The 19,192-nt window shown below is 69.9% G+C and carries 15 protein-coding genes and 1 pseudogene; 12 read left to right on the top strand and 4 right to left on the bottom strand.

Annotated elements, in window-relative coordinates; translation table 11 throughout:
• Nucleotides 1-5: 5 nt before the first annotated feature.
• The 7 genes from H7F53_RS01535 to H7F53_RS01505 all read left to right on the top strand — a co-directional run bounded on the left by H7F53_RS01535 (nucleotide 6) and on the right by H7F53_RS01505 (nucleotide 7,103).
• Nucleotides 6-785, top strand: coding sequence for a sulfite exporter TauE/SafE family protein (locus H7F53_RS01535; RefSeq protein ID WP_185677820.1), 780 nt, complete (start codon nucleotides 6-8; stop codon nucleotides 783-785).
• A gap of 109 nt (nucleotides 786-894) precedes the next feature.
• Nucleotides 895-1,350 (top strand): cytochrome c, encoded by a 456-nt coding sequence (locus H7F53_RS01530; RefSeq protein ID WP_185677693.1) that lies wholly within the window; start codon nucleotides 895-897, stop codon nucleotides 1,348-1,350.
• Nucleotides 1,351-1,352: 2 nt separating this feature from the next.
• The gene (locus tag H7F53_RS01525; RefSeq protein WP_185677692.1) at nucleotides 1,353-2,162 is read left to right on the top strand and encodes a COG4315 family predicted lipoprotein; all 810 of its coding nucleotides are present in this window, start codon (nucleotides 1,353-1,355) and stop codon (nucleotides 2,160-2,162) included.
• A gap of 12 nt (nucleotides 2,163-2,174) precedes the next feature.
• Nucleotides 2,175-3,359 (top strand): hypothetical protein, encoded by a 1,185-nt coding sequence (locus tag H7F53_RS01520; RefSeq protein WP_185677691.1) that lies wholly within the window; start codon nucleotides 2,175-2,177, stop codon nucleotides 3,357-3,359.
• A complete protein-coding gene (locus tag H7F53_RS01515) occupies nucleotides 3,356-5,041 on the top strand; it encodes a DUF1592 domain-containing protein (RefSeq protein WP_185677690.1) in 1,686 nt (561 codons plus the stop codon). Before H7F53_RS01520 ends, H7F53_RS01515 begins: the two co-directional genes overlap by 4 nt.
• 18 nt (nucleotides 5,042-5,059) lie before the next feature.
• On the top strand, nucleotides 5,060-6,400 hold the full coding sequence (locus H7F53_RS01510; RefSeq protein WP_185677689.1) for a DUF1552 domain-containing protein: 1,341 nt from the start codon (nucleotides 5,060-5,062) through the stop codon (nucleotides 6,398-6,400).
• A 202-nt stretch (nucleotides 6,401-6,602) separates the two neighbouring features.
• A complete protein-coding gene (locus H7F53_RS01505) occupies nucleotides 6,603-7,103 on the top strand; it encodes a MarR family winged helix-turn-helix transcriptional regulator (RefSeq protein WP_185677688.1) in 501 nt (166 codons plus the stop codon).
• Between the two features lie 99 nt (nucleotides 7,104-7,202).
• Here the strand turns inward: H7F53_RS01505 and H7F53_RS01500 are convergent, their stop codons facing one another.
• Both H7F53_RS01500 and H7F53_RS01495 read right to left on the bottom strand, forming a co-directional pair.
• The gene (locus tag H7F53_RS01500) at nucleotides 7,203-8,075 is read right to left on the bottom strand and encodes an SDR family NAD(P)-dependent oxidoreductase (protein ID WP_185677687.1); all 873 of its coding nucleotides are present in this window, start codon (nucleotides 8,073-8,075) and stop codon (nucleotides 7,203-7,205) included.
• 4 nt (nucleotides 8,076-8,079) lie between these two features.
• A complete protein-coding gene (locus H7F53_RS01495; RefSeq protein ID WP_185677686.1) occupies nucleotides 8,080-8,514 on the bottom strand; it encodes an MAPEG family protein in 435 nt (144 codons plus the stop codon).
• Nucleotides 8,515-8,786: 272 nt separating this feature from the next.
• Between H7F53_RS01495 and H7F53_RS01490 the strand changes: the two genes are divergently transcribed.
• The gene (locus H7F53_RS01490) at nucleotides 8,787-10,949 is read left to right on the top strand and encodes a PKD domain-containing protein (protein WP_185677685.1); all 2,163 of its coding nucleotides are present in this window, start codon (nucleotides 8,787-8,789) and stop codon (nucleotides 10,947-10,949) included.
• Nucleotides 10,950-11,124: 175 nt separating this feature from the next.
• Nucleotides 11,125-11,589 (top strand): annotated as a pseudogene (locus tag H7F53_RS01485) (nuclear transport factor 2 family protein); the annotation flags it as partial.
• Nucleotides 11,590-11,689: 100 nt separating this feature from the next.
• Here the strand turns inward: H7F53_RS01485 and H7F53_RS01480 are convergent.
• Together H7F53_RS01480 and H7F53_RS01475 are read right to left on the bottom strand one after the other, a co-directional pair.
• Nucleotides 11,690-13,114: an alkaline phosphatase family protein gene (locus tag H7F53_RS01480; RefSeq protein WP_185677684.1), complete on the bottom strand. Its 1,425-nt coding sequence runs from the start codon at nucleotides 13,112-13,114 to the stop codon at nucleotides 11,690-11,692.
• Entirely contained in the window at nucleotides 13,114-15,429 is a 2,316-nt protein-coding gene (locus H7F53_RS01475; protein ID WP_185677683.1) for a TonB-dependent receptor, read from the bottom strand. The genes H7F53_RS01480 and H7F53_RS01475 overlap by 1 nt, the downstream gene beginning before the upstream one ends.
• A gap of 273 nt (nucleotides 15,430-15,702) precedes the next feature.
• Here H7F53_RS01475 and H7F53_RS01470 point away from each other — a divergent pair, with 273 nt between their 5' ends.
• From H7F53_RS01470 to H7F53_RS01460, 3 genes are read left to right on the top strand one after another with little or no spacing between them, the layout of a single operon-like run.
• The gene (locus tag H7F53_RS01470) at nucleotides 15,703-16,827 is read left to right on the top strand and encodes a PepSY-associated TM helix domain-containing protein (RefSeq protein WP_185677682.1); all 1,125 of its coding nucleotides are present in this window, start codon (nucleotides 15,703-15,705) and stop codon (nucleotides 16,825-16,827) included.
• On the top strand, nucleotides 16,824-17,042 hold the full coding sequence (locus H7F53_RS01465) for a hypothetical protein (protein ID WP_185677681.1): 219 nt from the start codon (nucleotides 16,824-16,826) through the stop codon (nucleotides 17,040-17,042). Before H7F53_RS01470 ends, H7F53_RS01465 begins: the two co-directional genes overlap by 4 nt.
• A complete protein-coding gene (locus H7F53_RS01460) occupies nucleotides 17,039-19,171 on the top strand; it encodes a TonB-dependent siderophore receptor (protein WP_185677680.1) in 2,133 nt (710 codons plus the stop codon). Before H7F53_RS01465 ends, H7F53_RS01460 begins: the two co-directional genes overlap by 4 nt.
• The last annotated feature ends 21 nt before the right edge of the window (nucleotides 19,172-19,192 follow it).

Raw genomic sequence — 19,192 nt, 5'->3', positions numbered from 1 at the left:
CCGTGATGGCCCTCGCCACCATGCTCGCCGCGCTGGCATCCGGGGCCCTGATCGGGTTGGTGCTGGGACTGGTCGGTGGGGGCGGATCGATCCTCGCCGTGCCGCTGCTGGTCTATGGCGTCGGGGTGGGATCGCCGCATGCCGCGATCGGCACCGCGGCCGTTGCGGTGACCCTCAATGCCCTGGCCAGTCTGGTCGGCCACGCCCGGGCAGGGCGGGTCAAATGGCGCTGTGCCGGTGTGTTCGCGCTCTCGGGCACACTCGGCGCGGCACTCGGCGCGGAGCTCGGCAAGGCGGTCGATGGCACGCGCCTGCTGGCCCTGTTCGGGCTGCTGATGATCGGCGTGGGCCTGTCGCTGCTGCATCCGCGCCGCAAGGCGGACGCACCCGATGTGCGCCTGACCCGCGACAGTGCCGCAACCCTGCTGCCCCGGCTCCTCCCGCTCGGGCTGCTCGTCGGCCTCGCGGCGGGTTTTTTCGGGATCGGGGGCGGGTTCCTGATCGTGCCCGGATTGATCCTGGCCACGGCTATGCCCCTGTCCAACGCGATCGGCACCTCGCTGGTGGTGGTCAGCGCGCTGGGTCTGACTACCGCGGCCTCCTATGCCGCCTCGGGTCTGGTCAATTGGCCGGTGACCAGCCTGATGGTCGTCGGTGGGCTGTTCGGCACCGGGGCGGGGATCGCGCTGGGACAGGTGCTCAGCCGCCGCAAGGCTCTGCTCGAGCGGGGTTTCGCTGCGGTCGTGATCGCGGTGGGGCTCTATGTGACGGTGGCTGCGGTCTAGTCGCCCCCGGGGCGCGGGCCACCGGGTTGGACCGCGAGGAGCGGTGTTGCATAATTCAATAAATGAACTATTGTCGGCCTCACGATAAGAACACGAGAGGACCTGACCGATGGCACGCAGACATTGCGGGGTGGCCGCGTTGACCGCCGCCATGCTCGCGGCACCATTGGTCGCAGCCGCGCCGGATCCGATCGCGTCACGGATCGATACCTACCGGGAGCTCGGCGCCTCGTTCAAGGCGGTCAATGATGGCCTGCGCACCGACGAGGTCCAGCCGGTCCTGCTCGCCCAGGCGGCGCGCCACATGCGCACTGTCGCGCAGGCCCAGTACGGGCTGTTCCCTGCCGGATCGGGCCCGGCGCCCGGGCGCAAGACCAAGGCGAAGGCCGAGATCTGGCGGCAGCCGGCCCGCTTCAAGGCCGCCCAGGATGCCTTTGCCGCTGCGGCCGCCGGGTTCCAGCAGGCCGTTGGCAGCGGCAATGCCGAGACCATGCGCGGCGCGGCCCGCAAGCTCGGCGAGACCTGCAAGGGCTGCCACGACAGCTTCCGCACGCGGACGGACTGACCATGATCCGCCGCGTCCGACCCCTGCACCTGCTGGCCGTCCTGCTCGGCGCTGGCGCCGTGATGCCGGCCGGCGCGGCCGCCCAGCCGGCCGATTTTCCGCTCCCTCCCGCGGATGGCTCGCCGCTCCCGGCGGATGTCGTCGTGCGGACCGGCGAGGGACAGGCGGTCTACACCGATCGTGCCGGGCGGGTGCTCTACGGGATGGACATGCGCACGGTCCTGCGCTGGTCTCCCGACGCTGCGCAGTACTGCACTCGTGATTGCCGCAAGACATGGGAGCCGCTGCGCGCGCCCAAGGGCAGCGTGCCCAACATCCGCTTCCCCGCCGACGGCCTGCCCCGCACGGCGCCGGGATATGTTCTGCCCCAGGCCGCGCCCGACTGGACGATCATCGCCGGCCCGGATGGTCCGCAGTGGGTCTATAAGGGCTGGCACATGGTCTATGTCCGCCGCGGCGCGGACAGCCGTTCGACCGTTCACGATGGCGCTGACGACCGGACCTGGAACACGCTGAAATACATCCCGCCGCGGCCCCGCCTGACCGTACCGCCCAGTGTTGCCACCCGGTTCATCGCCGGGGCCTACCGGCTGACCGACACCGACGGGCGGCTGCTGTTCACCGGCCCGTGCACCGCGCCGTGCCGCTGGGCCCCGTTCCCCGCCCCGCTGGCCAGCGCCGGGGTGGGCGAGTGGTCGGTCGAGCGCTCTGGCGACACGGCGCAATGGGCCCACCGCAACCAGCCGGTGTTCGTCGCGGACCACGCTGATCCCGCGTCGCTGCCGGCGGGCGCCCACCCGCTGCAACCCTGACGGAGTCCCGCAGTGACCAGCCTCAAGACCACCACCCTGACCCTCTTGACCGGCCTGGCCGGGCTGGCCGCCGGATTTGCTGCGGTCACCCCCGGCGAACCGGGCACCGTGATCGCCCAGAGCAGCCCGGAGCTGCCACCCCCGCCGGCCAATGGCGAGCTGGGGTTCGTGGTCGAGGAGTTCGCCCCGCCGGTGGTGCAGGGCAAGGAGGCCTGCCCCGACGGCACCGTGCCCAAGCTCAAGGAGGCCTACCTCGCGTCCCTGCCCGAGGCGGAGCGGGCGCGGCTGGCGCTCAAGGAGAACGAGCCCGAGTTCACCCGGCGGTGGCAGGCGACCGCCGTGGGGCCGGGCAACACCAACATCTGTTCGCAGCCCGACCGGTTTCGGCGGCCGCTGCTGCGCACGGTCCAGAGCCCCACGGCCCAGGGGCTCGACCTCGATCGCGGGGCCGGCGGCGAGAGCTGCGAGCACGGCGAATTCACCTCGCCCGCTGGCGAAACCGGCATCGACAACCAGGAATACCGGGTGATGGGCTGCACCCTGGAGTGGCGCGGCAAGGACGGGATCGCCGGCGATATCGCCAGCGGACTACGGCAGTTCCATGCCTCCGGCGAATGGACCCAGGTGCTGCTGCTGCGCGGGATCGACAGCTTCGACCGCGACGACGACGTCGAGGTGATCTACGCCAACACAGCCGACCGTCCGCCGGCTGACGCCAAGGGGCGCTTCCTGCCGGGCGCCAGCTTCACCGTCAGCAACAGCGGCCCGCGCCACCGCAACGTGCTCAAAGGCCGCATCAACAAGGGCGTGCTCACCACGGAGCCGACCACCATCGTCCTTGCCCAGACCTGGGGCCAGGGTGGCGCACGCGACCTGCGCGGTTCGCGGTCGCGCTATACCTTCAACCAGGGCCGGCTGCGGCTGGTGTTCCGTCCGGACGGCCGCCTCGAAGGGCTGCTGGGCGGTTATCGGCCGGCCTTCGAGGTCATCCAGAGTCCGGCAATCGGCGGGGTCGGCGCGGCGACCACGGCCGGTATCGACTGCGCCGGCATGCTGGCCACGCTGCTCCACTATGCCGATGGCGTGCGCGACCGGAAGACCGGGAAGTGCACCGCGGTGTCGAGCGCCATGCGCGTGGTGGCGATCCCCGCCTTCGTCAACGACCTTCCCGCCGCGACCGGAGCCAGCGCGCGATGATCAAGCTGCGTCACCCCACCCTTGCGCTCGGCCTGGCCTGCGCCGCGGCCCTTGGCACCGTGTGGGCGGCCAAGCCGCTCGATGCGGCGCCGGCCGCGCAGCGCGCCATCGCGCCGGCCGGTCCCGACTGGCGCATCGTCGGCATGCGGCGGCTCACCGAAGCCCAGTACCGCAACACCATCGCCGATATCTTCGGCACCGACATCCGGGTGGCCGGACGGTTCGAGCCGATTGTCCGGCCTGCCCACGAGCTGATCGCCAGCGGCGCGCGCGCGGCCAGCATCTCGCCGGCCGGGCTCGAGCAGTTCGACGCCATGGCCCGGCAGATTGCGGCGCAGGTGTTCGATCCGGCGCACCGTGACCAGTTCGTGGTCTGTCCCGGGGGCAGCGGTGCCACACCCGACCGCGCTTGCCTGCGGCCGACGCTGGACCGGCTGGGCCGGCTCCTGTTCCGGCGGCCGCTGAGCCCGGACGAGGGCGCGTTCTATGCCGACCTGGCCGATCGCGCGGCCACGGCCGGCGGCTCGGTCGACCGCGGGCTGGAGCTGGCGCTCGCCGCGATGCTGGTTTCGCCGCATTTCCTCTACGTGATCGAGCGGGCCGAGCCCGACCCTGCGGCGCCCGGCAGGTTCCGTCTGGACAACCCTTCGCGCGCGGCCCGGCTCAGCTTCACCCTGTGGAACACGACGCCCCATGCCGCCCTGCTCGATGCCGCCGCGGCGGGCGAACTGACCGATCCGGCGCGGCTGCGGGCGATGGCCGGGCAGATGGTCGCCTCGCCGCGCTTCGCCAGCGGCATCCGCGCCTTTTTCGCGGACATGCTGCTGTTCGAGCGGTTCGACGAGCTGGCCAAGGATCCGCTGGTCTTTCCCTATTTCAATCCGGCGGTCGCCCAGGCCCTGCCCGAACAGATGTTGCTCACGATCACCGATCACCTGCTGACCCGGGACGGTGACTACCGCGAGCTGTTCACCACCCGGCAGACCTGGATGAACCGGCCCTTGGCGGCGCTCTACCAGGTTCCGGTCTCCCGGTCGCAGGGCTGGGTGCGCTATGAGTTTCCCGAAGGCAGCGACCGGGCCGGCCTGCTGGGCCAGGCCGGGTTCCTGGCGATGTATTCGCACTCGGGGCGGAGCTCGCCCACGCTGCGCGGCCGGGCGGTGCGCGAATTGCTGATGTGCCAGCCGGTGCCAAATCCCCCTGGCAACGTGAATTTCACCGCGGTCCAGGACATCGCCAACCGGGCGATGCCGACCGCGCGCATCCGGCTTGACGCCCACAATACCGATCCGGTCTGCGCCGGCTGCCACGCGATCACCGATCCGATCGGACTGACGCTCGAACGCTTCGACGGCATCGGCGCCCGGCGCACGCGGGAGAACGACGCGCCGATCGATGTCTCGGGCAGCATCGATGGCAAGCTGTTCGAAGGCGCGGCCGGGCTTGGCCAGGCCCTGGCCGAAAGCCGCGACACCGCCACCTGCGTGGCCTCGCGCGCGCTGGAGTATGCGACCGGCAAGCCGGTTGACGACTCCGCCCGGGTCGATGCTCTGACCGACCGTTTTGCCGCCCGCAACCACCGCATCCGCCAGCTGTTTCTGGATGTGGTCACCATGCCCGAAGCCTATGCCGTCGATGCCGCGCCCCTGTCCGGGACGGCCACGCGCAGCCGGCGCCGGTAACGTCACGGAGGACGCCCCATGGCTATCGATCTGACCCGCCGCTCGGCCCTGCGCGGCCTGCTCCACGGCGCTGCCGTCACTGTCGGGGTGCCGCTGCTCGACGCCTTTCTCGACGGGAACGGCGAGGCCATGGCCGCCACCGGCAGTCCGGTTCCGGTGCGCTTCGGAACCTGGTTCTGGGGGCTGGGAGTCAATCCCACCCGCTGGTTCCCCGACAAGCCCGGGCCCGGTTATGATCTCAAGCCCGAGCTCGAGCCGATCCGGCCCTTCGCGCATAAGATCAATATCCTCGGCAATTTCAACGTGATGCTGGATGGAGCTCCCAATCTCCCGCACACCTCGGGTGGGGCGGCGATCCGGACGGGCCGGGCGCTCACCGCCGAGCGCGGCCTGCCCGGCGAGAGCTTCGACGTCACGATCGGCGACCGGATCGGTACCCGCACGCGCTTCCGCAGCCTCGAGATGTCGGCGGCGGGAGATGCCCGCAATTCGCTCAGCGGGCGCGGCGGCGGCAATCTCAACCCGTCCGAGACCTCGGCCAGCGCCTTGTACCAGCGGCTGTTCGGGATCGGTTTCAAGGACCCGAACAGCGCCGATTTCGTGCCCGATCCGGTGGTCATGGCGCGGCGCAGCGTGCTGTCGGCGGTGGGCGAGCAGCGCCGCGCCCTCGAACGTGCGGTCGGCGCCGCGGACCGCGAGAAGCTGGACCAGTACTTCACCTCGGTGCGCCAGCTCGAGAACCAGCTCGAGGTCGAGCTGACCAGACCCGAACCGCTGCAGGCCTGCCGGGTCCTGCCCCCGGTCAAGGAACGGCCGGTCAATGCCGAGATCGAGAACGTGGTGGTCAACCATGCACTGATGACCGATCTCCTCGTCATGGCGCTGGCCTGCGACCAGACCCGGGTGTTCAACATGATGTTCAACAACGGGGCCTCGTCGCTGACCCGGATCGGCAGCACGATCACCCACCACCAGCTGACCCACGAGGAGGCGCTCGACAACCGCCTCGGCTACCAGCCCGAGGCGAGCTACTTCCTCAGCCGGATCTTCGAGGCCTGGGTCTACTTCGTCAGCGCGCTCGACCGGATCCAGGAGGGGCCGCGCACGCTGCTCGACAACACGCTGGTCTTCGCCCACTCCGAAACCGAGTTCGCCAAGTTCCACACGATCGACAATATCCCGATGATGACCGCCGGCAGCGCCGGCGGGCGGGTCAGGACCGGGCTCTATGTCGACGGCATGGGCACGCCGGTGAGCCGCGTCGGGCTGACCCTGCAGCAGGCCATGGGCGTGTCGGTCGATAGCTGGGGCACCCAGAGCATGGCCACCAGCAAGTCGATCGGCGAGATCCTGGCATGATCCGCCGTGGCCTGACCGGGCTGGCGGGGCGGCGGCCGCCTGCTCCCCGCCACCGCGATCGAGGGCTTTGCGCGCAAGGCCAGCAGGGCGGTGCCTGCGGGCTTGTCCGATAACGGCCGGTGCCGGCCGGGCCAACTTCGGCTTGCGGCCGCCGGCAGGCTTGGTAGGGGAGCGCGCTCAACCGATCCGGGATCCCAGCCGCATGCCCCAAGATCGCCGCGACCAGTTGCTGGAGCACCTGCTGCGCCGCGCGGACAATGCGAAGCCCGCGCCAGAGGCGCTGGACCAGGCGCTGCTTTCGCGCATCGTGACCGGGCTGGTCTTCGCGCAGCGCCCGATCAATGCCGCGGGCAGCGCGGTGACCGAACGCTACAGCCTGGGGCCGCGCGGGGCCTTCATCCTGAGCCTGATCGACAAGGGCATCGAATACCCCAAGGATCTGGCCCTGGTGCTGCGCATTGGCCGCAGCCTGGTTACCGCCGAACTCGTCAGGCTGACCGATGCCGGGCTGATCGCGGCGCAGACCGGCGACGATCGCCGGCGCTCGCTGTTGCGGCTCACCCCGCTAGGGAGCAAGGTTACCGCGGAGTTCCGCACGCGCGTGACGGATCTCGTGCAGACCCGGCTGGCCGCATTCAGCCGCGACCAGGTCGAGCTGTTCGCCACCATGCTCCTGCAAATGCAGGAAGATCCCGCCGCCTGACCCGACCGGTGTGGCCGGACGTGGACGCGATCCTGGCCCGGATCGGCTGCTCGAGCGTCCACGCCACGGCGCAGTTCCGCCAGGATCGGGTGCCCACGCTCAACGCACCACGTTGCCGTAGTACTCCAGCGGGATGACGCCGTGGGTGTCGCGGTAGGATGGGGGGACTCGGCCACCGGCGTCGGTGATCCCGAAGGCGCGGGCCACTTCGGCGCCGATCAGGGTCTGCCCCGAGCGGGCGGCGAGGCCCGGGTCGTTGAACAGCGCCCAGATGACATGGCCGGTGAATTCCGGCGTCTCGGTTTGGTCGAGCAGATGGCCGAACTTGTCAGGGTTGGCGGCGATGATGCCCTTCAGCCGGTCGGTGGCGAGGGCTCCCATCCAGATCGACAGCGCGGCGACCTGCGTTCCGGCCGCGCGGAAATCGACCGCCATGTCGAAGGCCAGCTTGTCGACCCCGGCCTTGTGCGCGCCATAGGCCGGGCCCATCGAGTAGTGCGCCGCGCCCGAGGCCGAGGTGAACACGATCAGCCCGCTGTCCTGCGCCACCATGGTGGGCGCGACCAGCCAGCTCGCCACGTAGGAGCTGCGCAGACCCACGTCGATCATGTCGGCCAGCTTGAGCGGCTTCTCCCAGAAGTTGCCCGGGTGGGTGAGCTCGTCGTGGACGGCAGCGGCGTTGTTGACGAGAATGTCGATCCGCCCCTGCTGCGCCAGCACCTGCGCGACCAGCGCCTCCGCCTGGGCGTCGTCGGCGTGGTCGCACCGCACCGCGATGCCTTGTCCGCCCGCCGCCGTCACCGCGGCGGCGGTCTCGGCGATCGTGCCGGGCAGGGCATGGTCGCCGGCGCGGGCGGAGCGCCCGGTCACATAGACCGTGCAGCCATGCGCACCGAGGGCCATGGCGATGCCCCGCCCGGCGCCCCGGCTGGCTCCGGTGACGATCGCGACGGGCGGTCGGGCCTGGCTCATGGCGTCACAGCCGTCCCGCGACCGTCAGGCCGAGATCGACCCACAGCGCCAGCAACCCCAGCACCGACAGGGTGAAGGCGCCGCCGCGGTGGTTGGGGTTGTTGTAGGACATGTGGACCAGGCTCTGGATCAGGCGGCCGATGGCGAAGAGCCAGGCGAACAGCAGGGTCCAGCCCGAGACGGCGGCCAGCACGAAGGCGGTCAGGCAGCCCGCATAGAACACCGTGGGCAGTTCGAACAGGTTGTCCCAGTGGCGTACCGCCGCCCGGGTCTTCTCCGGTTCCGGCGCGCCGAGGTAGACCCGGTAGAACGCAGGATCCTGCCCGGCCCTGAGCGCTGCGGCGCGCTCGATCGCCATCTTCACGAAGGCGACAAAGGTGAGCGCCACCACCAGCAGCACCGGCAGGAAGATCGCCAGCGGCGTCTGCGCTTCACCCATCGGACTCTCCCGTTCCGGCCTTCTGCCCCGACTGCGGCGATCAGGGGAAGAGCCTGTCTCCGTCGAGCTTGATCCGGTGCAAGTCCGGAATGCAATCGGCTTGGCCGGGCGGGCACAAGGCATCGTCCCGGCGTTATCCCACCGGACCGCATCGCCCGGTGACCGGGCATGGCCTAACGTATGGCGGCTGCGGGCAGGCAGGGTCCCCACGTCTGACCCTGGCCTGCCCACCCCGGCAACGGTCAACCCCCGTGCCTTCGCAGGATGCCATCATGAACGCCAAGCTCTACCGCCCGCTCGCCGCCCTGCTGCTGGCCGGCCTCGCTGCCCCTGCGCTTGGCGACGCGGTGCCGACCGGGACCGGCGCAAGCGCCGCGTCCAGCGCCGAGGTCCGCCTGTCGGACCCGGCCTACAAGGTCTTCGCCGAGCCCTACATCGACCAGGACGAGTGGCGCGACCAGCCGGTGCGGCATCGCTATGTCCATGGCGGGTTCAAGGGCACCGATGCGCGCTTCTCGTTCTACTTTCCGCCGCCGGGGCAGTACCAGGGCCGCTTCTTCCAGCACGTGACCCCGGTTCCGGGGAGCGAGAACGAGGGTCAGACCATGCCCCCCGGCGCCTTCAACAAGATCGGCTTCGCGATCGCCAGCGGGGCCTACTTCGTCGAGACCAACGGCGGCGGGACGGTCAACCTCGGCGATGGCTCGGCGGTGCGCCAGCCCGATCCCTCGCTGACGGCCTACAAGGCCAATGCGGCGGCGGCGCTCTATTCGCGCACCGTTGCCCGCGCCATGTACCGTTCGGGACGCTACGCGGGCCAGCGGCCCTACGGCTATCTCTACGGCGGCTCGGGCGGGGCCTTCCGCACGATCGTCGGGTTCGAGAGCGCTCCGGGCGTCTGGGACGGCGCCGTGCCCTATGTGCCGGGATCTCCTGTGGCCATCCCCAACATGTTCACCGCCCGCATCCGCGCGATGCGCATCCTGGATGACAAGTTCCCGCAGATCGTCGACGCGATCGAGCCGGGCGGCAGCGGCGATCCCTATGCCGGGCTGTCCCCGGCGGAGGCGGCGGTGCTGCGCGAGGTGACCCGGATGGGTTTCCCGATGCGCTCGTGGTTCGGGTGGAAGACCATGGGCATCCATGGGCTGGCCGCGCTCTACCCGGCGATCAAGATGGTCGATGCGGCCTACTTCTCGGACTTCTGGACCAAGCCCGGCTACCTCGGCTTCGATCACCCGGAACAGTTCGCCGATGCCCGGCTACAGTTCACCAGCACGATCGGCGCGCTGATCACCGGCGCGGAGGCGGTCCGGCTCGGGCTGAACACCGATGCCAGCAGCAACCGCGAGCGCGGCGGGGTCGACACCGCGTTCAAGGCGCGCGCCGAGGAGGAGGCCAGGCGCATCGTCGCCGTCCGGCTGAGCGCGATGCCGCCCAAGGTGAAGTTCCTGGGCGGGGACCTGGCGGTGTTGGGCGGCAATGCCAAGGGCAGCCTGATCCCGGTGGCCCGGGTGATCGGCGACATGGCCGTGCTGGGGGTGACCGATCCCACGGTCGTGGCCAAGCTGAGTGCAGGGGACGAGGTGCGGCTCGACAACTCGAACTTCCTCGCGCTCGAAACCTACCATTGGCACCAGGTGCCGAGCGCCGACTTCAAGGTCTGGGACCAGTTCCGCGGGGCGGACGGCAAGCCGCTCTATCCGCAGCGTCCCTTCCTGATGGGTCCGGCCTTCATGCGCGCCAGCTTCGGGCCGATGCAGACCGGGGTGTTCACCGGCAAGATGATCCTGATGTCCTCGCTGTGGGACCGCGAGGCCATGCCGTGGCAGGCCGACTGGTACCGCCAGCGTATCGCGCAGCACTTCGGCGCCACGGCCGATCAGCACGTGCGCCTGTGGTACACCGACTATGCCCAGCACGGCGACGAGCCGGGGATCGAGGATCGCACCCGCACGGTCAGTTACAACGGCCCGCTGCAGCAGGCGCTGCGCGACCTGTCGGCCTGGGTCGAGCGCGGTGTGGCGCCACCCCCCTCGACGCAGTACCGGGTGGAGGACGGCCAGGTCATCGTCGCCCCGACCGCGGCGCAGCGTCAGGGGATCCAGCCGGTGGTGCGGCTGACCGTGAACGGCGGCCAGCGGGCCGTGGTCAAGGCCGGGCAGCCGGTGCAGTTCGTCGGCGCGATCACCGCCGCCCCGGGAGGCGGCACGATCACCGCCGCCGAATGGGACTTCGACGGTTCCGGGCGCTTCGCCACCACCGGTCGGGTCGGTCGCGGGCGCAAGGCGGTGACCGTCACCGCCAGCCACACCTTCGCCCAGCCGGGCACCTGGTTCGTCACCCTGCGCGGCGCGGCGCAGCGCCCGGTGGCCCACGGCACCCCCTATGCCCTGCTGCAGAACCTCGATCGCGTGCGCGTGGTGGTGCAATGAGCGGGAGCGCGGCGGTGGCCGGCTGACGTCCGCCAGCCCGCAAGGATAGCAAGCCATGACCGATACCCCATCCGATCCCACGCCCGATCTCACCGCGCTCGCCGCCACGGTTCGCGAGCTCAAGGCGCGACAGGACATCCTTGACTGCATCATGCGCTAGGCCCGCGGTCGCGATCGCCAGGACGAAGACCTGATTGCCGCCTGCTGGTGGCCTGACGGCGTGGACGAGCATGGTCCGATCGTGACCCCGGCGCCCGACTATCCGGCGCGGGCGAACTTGGGGCATGCCCGGTTCTTCTCGGCGACCATGCACAACATCACCACCCACACCTGCGAGATCGCAGGCGATACGGCGCACTGCGAGACCTATGTGATCGGCACGATGCTCTCGCCCGACCGCGCGACCATGAAGATCGCTCCGGGGCGCTATTTCGACCGGCTCGAGCGCCGCGCCGGTCCGGACGGCACGCCGGAGTGGCGCCTGCTCTACCGGCGCTGCACCGTCGAAATGTCGCTCGATGGCCCGGCCGACTGGGTCAACGGCCCGATGTGCAAGGGTTTCCTGCGCTCGGTCTGGAGCAAGAAGGACCGCAGCTACCAGCGCCCGATCGAGGTGGGGAGCGACGGCGAGCGCTGGTGAGAGGGGTGCCCCGGCTCGCTACCGCCGGCGAGCCAGGCCCGGTTGCCGCGGCGCTGGGGCACCGGGCCGCTGGTCGGCTTGGCCCGTCGTTCCGTGGCTGTTACCTCGCGGGAGCCAGATCGACAGGCGCTGCTTCGGCACCTGGCAGCCGGGCCGCCATGAGCCCGGCCAGGGTGGGGGCGATCGCCCGCATGTCGATCACGCCAAGGTTGCGCCCCGCGGCTATGCCGCGGCCGCGGATCATGAACGTCGAGCGCATCTCGGGACTTTGCGGAAAGTAGCCGTGCATGCCCTTGTACGTCGAGGCGCGGGTCAGCGGGGCGGAGGCACCGCGCCACGGAGCCGACAGTGCACCCCGCGCCAGCTCGACATAGAAGCTCGCCTGCGGATTGCCTCCGGCCGCGGCAATTCCGGTGCCGTCGCTGACACTGGCGATGCGGGCTGCTGGATCGGCCCGGACCTGGTCAAGCAGTGCGCGGACCCGGGCGACCAGCGCGGCGTCGTCGGGCCGGGCCAGCACGATCGCGAATGATCCGCCCGAGGGCCAAGGCATCGCCTCCCAGGCGGTGATCTTGCCCTCGGCGTTGGCGGTGATCAGGCCCGCCTCGACGAAGGGGCGGAACAGGTTCACCTCGCTATCGGTCGCGGCAAAGCCATGGTCGCTGACCAGGGCGATCACGGCATCGGGATGCGCGGCCAGTTCGGCCTCGGCCAGCTCGCCCACCAGGGCATCGATCGCCTCCAGCACGGCCACGGCCTGGGGGCTGCCCGGACCGGAGGCGTGCTCCTCGTGATCCAGCGCGGCCAGGTAGACGGTGACCAGGCCGGGCCTGTGCCGGCGGATCAGACTGGCGGCGAAGCGGGTGCGGTTGCGATCCCCCGCCAGGGTCTCGTCGATCCCCTGGGCATAGGGCTCGCCGCAAGCCTGTTCGAGCACGGTGACCAGCCCGGGGGTGGCGAGGGCGGTCAGCAGCTTGCGATCGTCGTCGTGCCCGCTGCGCCAGATCTGCGGCAGGTTCCAGGTCAGGTTGGCGGCGCCGACGCTCACCGGCCAGTGGATGTTGGCGGTAGTCCAGCCGGCCTCGCGCGCCGCGTCCCACAGGGTCCGCGCGCGCTGGTCGGCGGCGTACCAGTACCAGCCGCCGGAGTTGATCTGGGTGGGGTCGAACGTGGTGTTGTTGACGATGCCGTGCCGCGCCGGTGCCGTGCCGGTGAGCAGGGTGGTATGGCTGGGGTAGGTCAGCGTCGGGAGGACCCCGGTGACCCCTGTGGCATAGCTGCCCGCGACGACGAAGCGCCGCAGGTTGGGTACCCTGATGCCGCGGGCTTCGGCGGCGAGCACGTCGTCGGGCCTTAGCCCGTCGATCGAGACCAGCAGCACGGGCTGCCCGGCGCGGGGCGGTGAGGCCGCGCTGGCCGGTGCCGCCCCGGCCGGGACCGGGGCGAGGGCGATGACCGGGGCGAGGACCGGTGCCAGGACCGGGGCGAGGACCGGAACAAGGGCGGCCAGCGCGGCGCGGCGCATCAGTAGGTGACCCTGAGCGTGGCGAAGACCTGGCGCGGCGCACCGGCAAGGAAGGTCTGGTTGTCGCCGACGTTGCCGAACCCGTTCGATCCGATCGTGGCGATGTAGCGCTTGTTGAACAGGTTGGTGGCATTGAGCTGCAGCTCGACCGGCTTGCCCAGGCCGATATCGAAGCGGTAGCCCAGCGTGGCATCGACGATCGTCTGGCCCGGCACCGCACCCAGCCCGTCGCCCGTGGTGACGAGGCCGTTGGTATAAGTGAAGAAGCGCTTCGACATGGCGTTGACCCCGATCCGTCCAAACAGCGCATCATCGTCGTAGGCGATCTCGGCATGGGCGATGTGACGCGGCGAATCGGTCACGGTCTTGCCCTTGGTCGGGATCACCGACGTCGCCACCCCGGCCGCGTTGCGGATCACCACGTCGTCCTGGTAGGTATTGTCGTTGTAGGCATAGCTGGCGAACACCGTCCAGGCGCCCAGCTTGTATTCGCCGCTGGCCTCGATCCCCTTTGCCTGGACGCCGCCAACGTTCTGCAGCGCATTGGCCGCGCCAACGATGCCGACCGAAGTCGGGATGGTCAGCAGACGGTTGCGGAAGTTTACCCAGTAGCCGGCGAGCACGCCGTGGAACCCGCCCGCGCCGAAGCGCAGCCCGGCCTCGTAGGTGTCGGACTGTTCCGGCTTGAGGAACGGCTTGATCGCGTCGAAGCCGAGCTGGGTTGACGAGAACGGCCCGGCCGTGGTGGCCGAGGCGAAGGCGCGGGTGACCTGGGTGAAGCCGGCGAAGGCCTCGACCGCGTCGGTCACCTTGTAGGTGGCCCCGAGATGCGGCTGGAACCAGTCGATCGTCTTGAGCTTGCCCACGGTCCGTCCTCCCAGGACGGTCGGGGTGGCCTGGTTGGTCACGGCAAAGCCCTTCCAGCCCAGATTGATCTTGGCCGCCCCGAGATCGATCGTATCCTCGACGAAGTACTGGAAGGTGCGCGTGACGAACTGGATGTCCCACTGGGTGAAGAAGGGATTGCGCATGAACTTGCGGTGATCCAGCCCGGGGTTGGTCCGGCTGGCATAGGCATAGAACCGGCGGGCCTGCTGGAAGTCGTTGCTTTCGTACCATGCGCCGATCGTCAGGTCGTTGAAGCCGAGCTGCGCCTTGACCGTGCTGAACAGGCCGACCCGGTTGATCTCGTATTCGGTCGTGCGGACCGCCATCGGCACGCCGGTCGGGCTGTTGACATAGGGCGTACCCCAGGTGCCCTGGCCGAGGTTGTGGTGCCAATACCCCTTGAGGGCCCAGGTCACCTGCTCGCCGAACGGCGAGGTCAGCCCGATCGCGGCGAGGGTGTCACGGCGCAGGCCCGAGGCATCGTAGTAGGCGTCGTCGAGTGTGGTGATCGGCGCCGGATAGGTCGTGCCGGCGGCGGGGTTGAGCGGGGTGGTGCCGCTGTCGCCGCGGTTGGCGCCGATATCGGCAACGCGCACGGCCAGCGCATAGTTGGACGGACCGAAGTTGTCCCAGTCATAGCCGAGCCGACTGATCATCCCGAGCGAAAGGTCCTGGTAGTCCTGCTCGGCCCGGTCGGAATGGCTGACATAGGCCTCGATGGTCGAATCGCCCACCGGCGCGACGATCTTGGCGTTGAGCAGCCACTGGCGCTGCTGGCCATCGCCCTTCCATTTGTCGGTCTTGTAGTACTGCACCGAGCCGAACCCGCGCAGCCCGTCGGCCTGGCCCAGGCCGACCCGCAGGAAGCCGCGCGCGGTGTTCGACGAGCCACCGGTGACATGGGCCGTCACCCCCAGCACGTCGGCCGGATCGGCGGTGAAGAACTGCAGCGTTCCGCCAAGGTTGTTGGTCGACTGGGTGTCGATCGAGCCTGAGCCCTGCGAGACCAACGTACGGCCGATGTTGTCGCCCGACACCGCCCGGCTGATGTGCAGGCCGTTGTAGTTGCCATAGGACATGTCGCCGAGCGGAATGCCGTCGAGCGTGAAGCCGAGCTGGTTCTGGTTGAAGCCGCGGATCGTCACCCGGGTCGACCATTCATAGGCGCCGAACGGATCGGCCGACTGGAAGTTGACGCTGGGCAGCTTCTCGATCGCCCGCAGCGGGCTGCTGCCCGGGGTGAGGACCTGGATGTCGGCGGCCTTGATCTCCTGGACCTGGCGGGTCTGGCCCTGGCCGAACACGACGATTTCGGACGCGGCCTCACCCGCGGCCTCGCCCTCCGCCTCGTCGGCGAGCTCCGCGGCACGGGCCAGTTGCGGCAGCAGGGCGCTGGTGGCGAGCAGAAACGCGATGAACTTCGGCATGAAAGGACCTCCCTGTGTGTGGCCCGGTGGCGCGCCGACCCGGCCGCGCCCGTTGGGCTGGCCGGCGTTAGGCGGTGGAGGTGACAGCCGAATGCCAGTTCGGTTACCGCTCGGGGTCGGTTCTGCGGCATGGCCAAGACCGCGATCTGACAGGGACTGTAAGCCCGGCGGCGATGCTGCCCCTGGCCACGATGGTCCGCTTTGTCTCGAAATAATGCTATTGCGAGTCATTCGCATTGACTCAGGAGCGCAGCTGGCCTAGCTGCAGCGCCGATGCGGAGCTGCACGATCAGGGCATGGGAATGGACCCACCGGTGGACCAGTCTGGTCTGCACCGCCTTCCTGCTGCTGCTGTGCCTCACCGGCCTGCCGCTGATCTTCCATGACGAACTGGACGCGCTGGGCCCTCGGCCAGAGCTGAGCGGGGTGCCTTCGGCCCGCGGCGGCCGGCTGCTCGATGCGATCATCGCCGCGGCACTCGGCGATTACCGGACCGATCGCGGCAGTCGGGGTGTCCCGTTGTTTGTCGGATTCAGCTCCGATACGCCTGAAATCACCGTGACCGTGGGGCCGCACCCCGCTGCGGCGCCGGCGGAGATGCGGCTCTATTCCTACAATCGTGCGACCGGGCAGGCGCTGGGTGAGGTGCGCGGCGACGGGCTGATGGCCGTGCTGCTGAAGCTCCACACCGACCTGCTGCTCGGGCTGCCCGGGATGCTGTTCCTGGGCGTCATGGGGATCCTGTTCCTGATCGCACTGATCTCGGGCGTGGTGCTCTACGTGCCGTTCATGCGCCGCCTGCCGTTCGGCACGCTGCGGCAGGGACGCTCGTCCCGCATCGCCAGGCTCGACGAGCACAACCTGCTGGGGATCGTGATCCTCGGCTGGACACTGGTGATCGGGGCGACCGGCGCGCTCAATGCCTTCGCCGATCCGCTGACCGCGGCCTGGCGGCAGCGCGAGCTGTCCAGCATGGTGGCCGGAGCCGGGCAGGCGCCGCGGCTCGACCCGGTCCGCTACGGCTCGGTCGACCGGGCGCTGGCCGCCGCGGAGGCCGCCAGGGGCGGACTTCTGCCGCAGTTCATCGGCTTTCCCGGCGGGGCCTGGAGCAGCGGCCGCCACTATGCGATCTTCTTCCAGGGCGATACCCCGCTGACCAGCCATCTGCTGACCCCGGCGCTTGTCGATGCGGTCTCCGGCCGGCTGGCTGCGCTGCGCACCATGCCGGTCTCGATGCAGGCGCTGATGCTGTCGCGGCCGCTGCATTTTGGTGATTATGGCGGGTTTGGGCTCAAGCTCGTCTGGGCGCTGCTCGATCTGGCGACGATCCGGGTGCTGTGGTCCGGTCTGCTGTTGTGGTGGGGCAAGCGCCGGCCGCGCTCACAGGGGATGTCATGACCCGCCCGGCCACGCGCCGCCCCGCTGCCGTGCTTGCGGTCCCGCTGCTGCTGGCGGCCCTGTCGCTCGGCGGGCTGGTCCTCGGGCTGACCGGGGATGGCTGGCGCGACCTGGTCTGCACCGCCGCGCTGGCCCTGCCGCTGGCCCTGTTCTCCCTCCACCTCACCCGCCAGCGCCCGAAGCGGCGCGGGTCCAACCGGAAAGTCAGCCCGTGAAATATGCCCCTCTGCTTGCCGCCAGCCTGTTCGTCCCGGCCACGACGGCTCTCGCCGACGAACCCGCCGCCGACATCGTCGTCACCGCCCAGCGCACCAATGCGACGGCGGTCAGCGACGAGGGATCGCTCGGCGTGCTCGGAGCCAAGCGCGGCGAGGACGTGCCCTTCATGGTCCGCAGCTACAATGCCGCGCTGATCCTCAACCAGCAGCCGCTGACGCTCGGCCAGGTGCTCGAGAACGATCCGACGGTGCGCACGAGCTATGGCTTCGGCAATGCTGCCGAGCAGTTCGTGATCCGCGGTTTCGCGCTCTTTGGCGACGATGTCGGGCTGAACGGGCTGTACGGGATCGCCCCGCGCCAGCTGATCGCCCCCGAGCTGTTCGAGAGCGTGCAGGTGCTCAACGGTGCCTCGGCCTTTCTCAACGGCGCGGCCCCCGGCGGATCGGCGGTGGGCGGCAGCGTCAACCTCCAGCTCAAGCGCGCCGGCGAGCAGCCGCTGACCCGCGCGACTTTCGGCTATACCGGCGACCGGCACGTCGGCGGCAGCCTCGATCTGTCGCGCCGGTTCGGGGCGGACGGGGCCTTCGGGGTGCGGATCAACGGCGCCTACCGCAGTGGTGACGTGGCGATCGACGGCGAGTTCCGCCGCACGACGACGCTTGGCGCGGCCTTCGACTGGCGTGACGACAATACGAGGGTGGCGCTCGACCTTGGCTACCAGAACGTCGAGGTGCGCGGCCTGCGGCCGAAGGTGACGATCGGCACCGCCACCCTGCCGGCCGTGCCGGCCGCCAGCGCGAACTATGCCCAGCCCTGGACCTATACCCGGCTGCGCGACCTGTTCGGGGTGCTGCGCATCGAGCAGGATCTGGGCGACAAGGCCATGCTCTATGCCACTGGCGGTCTGCGCGATGGCCGCGAGGAGGGCATCTATGGCGGCATCACCGTGCTCGACGCGGCGACCGGCGCGGCCAACGGCAATGCGCTCTACGTCCCGCGGACGGACAACAATGCCGCGTTCCAGGCGGGCCTGCGGGTCAAGCTTGGGCAGGCTGTCACCCAGGAGATCAACCTGGGCGGGGCCGCGGTATGGCAGGTCAACCGCAATGCCTTCGACTTCCTCTATGGCCCGGGCTTCGCCGGTTTCGCAACCAACCTGACCAACCCGGCGACCGTGGCGATCCCGGCCTCCGCCTTTGTCGGCGGCAACCTGGCCGATCCCTTCCCGATCAGCCGCACCCGGCTGCTCTCGGCCTTCGCCGCGGACACGGTGGGCCTGTGGGGTGACCGCATCCTGCTGACCGGCGGCGTGCGGCTGCAGGACATGCTGGTCAAGAGCTACAACTACTACAACGGCGGCCAGCTCGACAGCGTCTACGACCGCTCGGCGCTGACCCCGGTTGCGGGGCTGGTGATCAAGCCGGTCACCGGGCTGGCCCTGTTCGCCAACCGCATCGAGGGCCTGCAGCAGGGTCCTACCGCGCCGCTCGATGCCACCGTGATCAATGCTGGCCAGGTCTTCGCACCGGTCCGGTCGATCCAGTACGAGGTGGGCGGCAAGCTGCGCGCGGGCGGGTTCGATCTGGGCCTCTCGCTGTTCCGCATTGACCTGCCGGTCGGCTATGCGGTCGATGCCGGCGGCGGGCTCAAGCGGTTCGGGCTGTTCGGCGAGCAGCGCAACCAGGGCGTCGAGTTCACCGCCAATGGCGAGCCGGTGCCGGGGCTGCGGGTGATCAGCGGCCTGTCGGTGGTCGATGCGCGGCTGCGCCGGACCAGCGGGGGCGTCAACCAGGGCAACCGCGCCGTGGGCGTGCCCGAATGGACCGCCAACGCCGGCCTCGAATGGGACGTGCCGGCCACCGGGTTCACCCTGACCGGGCGGGTCGTGCACACCGGACGGCAGGCGGTCAATGTCGCCAACACGCTGAGCCTGCCCGAATGGACCCGCTTCGATCTGGGCGCGCGCTATGTCGCGGTGGTCGCGGACAAGCCACTGACCCTGCGCTTCGGGGTCGATAACGTGGCCAACCGGCGGTTCTGGGCGTCCGCGTTCGACGTGTTCTCCGCAGCCTTGCTGCAGGGCCAGCCCCGCACGGTCCGGGCCAGCGCCTCGATCGACTTCTGAACCCTCTCGCGCCTGATCCTG

Origin of the sequence: Novosphingobium piscinae, from assembly GCF_014230355.1 — a bacterium.
Taxonomy (GTDB): domain Bacteria; phylum Pseudomonadota; class Alphaproteobacteria; order Sphingomonadales; family Sphingomonadaceae; genus Novosphingobium; species Novosphingobium piscinae.
This window is presented reverse-complemented; position numbering and strand designations above follow the sequence as displayed.